The 3,388-nt window shown below is 38.0% G+C and carries 4 protein-coding genes; all 4 read left to right on the top strand.

Annotated features, from left to right (window positions below; genetic code table 11):
• The first annotated feature begins 110 nt into the window (after positions 1-110).
• On the top strand, positions 111-488 hold the full coding sequence (locus tag AACZ30_RS13500) for a hypothetical protein (protein WP_339650008.1): 378 nt from the start codon (positions 111-113) through the stop codon (positions 486-488).
• Between the two features lie 145 nt (positions 489-633).
• Entirely contained in the window at positions 634-1,512 is an 879-nt protein-coding gene (locus AACZ30_RS13495) for an NAD(P)H-binding protein (RefSeq protein ID WP_339650007.1), read from the top strand.
• Positions 1,512-2,936, top strand: a complete 1,425-nt coding sequence (locus AACZ30_RS13490) for an NAD(P)/FAD-dependent oxidoreductase (protein WP_339650006.1) — start codon at positions 1,512-1,514, stop codon at positions 2,934-2,936. The genes AACZ30_RS13495 and AACZ30_RS13490 overlap by 1 nt, the downstream gene beginning before the upstream one ends.
• 117 nt (positions 2,937-3,053) lie before the next feature.
• On the top strand, positions 3,054-3,388 hold a 335-nt coding region (locus AACZ30_RS13485; protein ID WP_339650004.1), incomplete at its 3' end, for a BLUF domain-containing protein.

Genomic DNA, 3,388 nt, shown 5'->3' with positions numbered 1-3,388 from the left:
AACTGTTCGTTTTTTGATTGATGAATGACCCCGGCGTGATGAACCGGGGTTTTTTCATTTTTATACGCAACCTTTTATACCAACCTGCATCTTATAAGAAATACCTCCTTATGAAGTTAATCTATAAACTTTTAATTTTAGTTACCGTTTTATCTGCCTGTGAAACTGATGATGAAATTGAACGCAGAGATGGCTCGTTGCCGCGGATGGATTGTATAGACATTGAAGACGAACGCGGAATTATAGCTGAATATACAAATGAAGCGGGTTTTATACTCCTGCCAGAGGAGGCTTGTCCAGTATTTAGAATTGACGGTGATTTTAAAACAGAGGAAAATTATTTGGATTTATGGATTTGCAATTTGCCGGAAGAGTTTCAGCAAGATAGTTTAGAAGTCATTTTTAGCGGTTATCTATATGAAACTTTCGAGAATGAAAATGTATGTGCGCAACTCTTTGAACTTTCCGAAATAGAACTTCGCCAATAAAGATTCGGTTTATTATATTGTATCCAAAGCAGGATCTCCGAAAAAATATAACACAAGCTAATCTTTTGTTAACCACAAGGCGCTTTTATCTTTTCTTATTCAATTTCTAAGTATCTTAAATTCTCAGTTTTAAAAAATTGAGAAAATGGAAGATGTAGGGAAAATTTTAATTGTGGGTGCTTCAGGAGCCCTGGGTACTGAAATCATAAATTTACTAACGGAAGGAGGAAAAAATCTACGAGCATTAACCCGCTCTGATAAAGGCGTTTCAAAACTTTCAAAATACACTGACGATGTGTGGAAAGGCGATGCGGGAAAAGATCCCAAAGGGATTGAAGATATCACTAAAAACATCACGACTGTAATTTCTGCACTTGGAAAAAGTGTAAGCCTTTTTACGCCTTCCGGAGAATCTTTTATGGAAAGTGATTTTAGAGCGAATAGAAATCTGTTGAAAGATGCTCTTAAAAACGGGGTGAAGCGCTTTATTTATGTTTCCATTATGGGAGTAGACTCTACTAAAGACTACAGCATTGCCCGTGCCCACAAATTATTTGAAGAAGAGTTAAAACATTCTGGTATAGAATATACAATTATAAGGCCGGTGGGCTTTTATTCGGGCTTAAATGATCTCGCAATTATGGCTAAACGCAAAGTCATCCCATTAATTGGCTCGGGAGCTGCACAAACCAACAGTATTCACCATAAAGACCTGGCTGAAGTTGTGGTATCCTTTCTTAACGAAGGCCCAGAAATCGCAGAGGTAGGTGGCCCAAATATTCACACCCGGCGTGAAATGGCAGAAATGATAAAAGAAATTGTTGGTGGCGAAATTATTGAAATACCTGAACCTATGGCTAAAATAAGCGCCAGCCTGGGATTACCAAAAATATTCAGTGAAGGAATTAATGATAAACTGGATTATTTTACCTTTATTACTACCAACGATATGATTGGGGAAACTAATGGAAAAATTTCCTTTCGGGAGTACCTTGAAAATCTTGACCTTAAAAAAATAACTTAATGCCTGTAAGCTACGATGCTATAATTATCGGAAGCGGTTCTAATGGAATTTCAGCCGCAATATATTTGCAACAAAAAGGACTTAAAACAGCCATTTTTGAACAGGCAGCTACTCCCGGAGGCTCCACCCGAACCCAGGAATTAACTTTACCGGGATTTAAACACGACGTAGGTTCGGCCATTTTGCCCATGGGGTTTGGATCACCGTTCTTAAGAAGTTTACCTCTGGAGGAACATGGGTTGGAATGGATATTTCCTGAAATTCCCTACGCTCATCCCTTCAGGGATGGTAGCGCACACGCCTGTTATACCGATATCAGGAAAACAGCAGCTCAATTAGGTGATGATGAAGCTTCCTATTCCAAATTATTTGAACCACTGGTTAAAGACTGGGAAAAATTAGAAAATGACCTTCTGGGCCCTTTAGGAATTCCACAGCATCCGCTGGATTTTATGAAGTTTGGTTTGAAGGCACTACCATCGGCTAAATTACTGGCCAAATATTATTTTAAAAATGAAAAGTCGAGAATATTCTTTTACGGCTCTGCTGCACATTCAACCTTACCGCTAAATAGCCTAGCTTCAGCATCGTTCGGACTTGTATTAAGTACTATGGCGCATAAATATAACTGGCCATTTCCAAAAGGCGGAGCGCAAAACTTTATAAATAGTATGTTGAGTTACTATACTTCCATTGGTGGCGAACTACACCTTGAAAAGAATATAACCCAGCTGGATGAACTTCCGGAATCTAAAACATATTTATTCGATTTAACTCCGAAGCAGTTATTAAAAATTAAAGGAACAGATTTTCCCGGTCTTTATCGCAAAAGAATGGATTCCTTTAAATATGGTGCCGGAGTCTTTAAAGTAGATTGGGCGCTAAGCAAACCCATTCCATTTATCAATGAAAAATGCCGGAAAGCGGGCACGGTGCATATAGGATTTTCTGAAGAAGAAATGGAGAATTCAGAACAAAGTATACACCAAAAAAATATGACGCAAACTCCTTATGTACTGGTGGCCCAGCATAGTATTTTTGATAACACAAGAGCTCCCGAAGGTCAACATACGGCCTGGGCTTATTGTCACGTACCCAATGGTAATACAGAAGATTTTTCAAAAATAATTGAAGATCAAATAGAGCGGGCCGCACCGGGATTTAAAGATTGTATCTTAAAGAAATCTACTATGAATTCTGTTCAATTGAACGCCTTTAATCCTAATATAATCGGTGGTGATATTAATGGCGGAAAACAGGATATTACCCAGCTTTTTACCAGGCCAATCGCAAAAATGTCTCCTTATTCCACTCCTAATCCAAAAATCTATATTTGCTCGTCCTCTACACCTCCCGGTGGTGGCGTGCACGGTATGTGCGGTTTTAATGCAGCCCAGGCGGTAGAGAAAGATCATTTTCAGTAGTGTAGAGTTTACTGAATTCACATCGGTTTTTATAATTTTTTAAATAAATTTTCACGGTATGGAATTTCAACATTTCTTAATTTCAGTTATTCTTGAGTTCAACAACTCTTAAATAATATGTGCTACGCAATAAGTTATGTAAGTACCGCTAACCCGGCACTTTCAGAAACTGAAATACAGGAAGCTTTAGATTTTAGTAAAGACTGGAATAACAATCACAATATCACCCGGATTCTTTTATACTCACATGGAAATTTTTTCCAGGTACTTGAAGGGGACAAGCAACTTTTAAAAGATCTGTTTGAAAGGATAAAAGCTGACGAACGCCATCATAATGTTATAACTATTTTTCAGAAAAGTATTCCGAATACTCGGTTTGATGCTTACCAGGCCGATTTTATTTCTTTAGATGACAGGTATAACGACGAAAATTTTGAAACTTATCTTGCACA

This window comes from uncultured Salegentibacter sp. (assembly GCF_963972535.1).
Classification (GTDB): Bacteria; Bacteroidota; Bacteroidia; order Flavobacteriales; family Flavobacteriaceae; genus Salegentibacter.
This window is presented reverse-complemented; position numbering and strand designations above follow the sequence as displayed.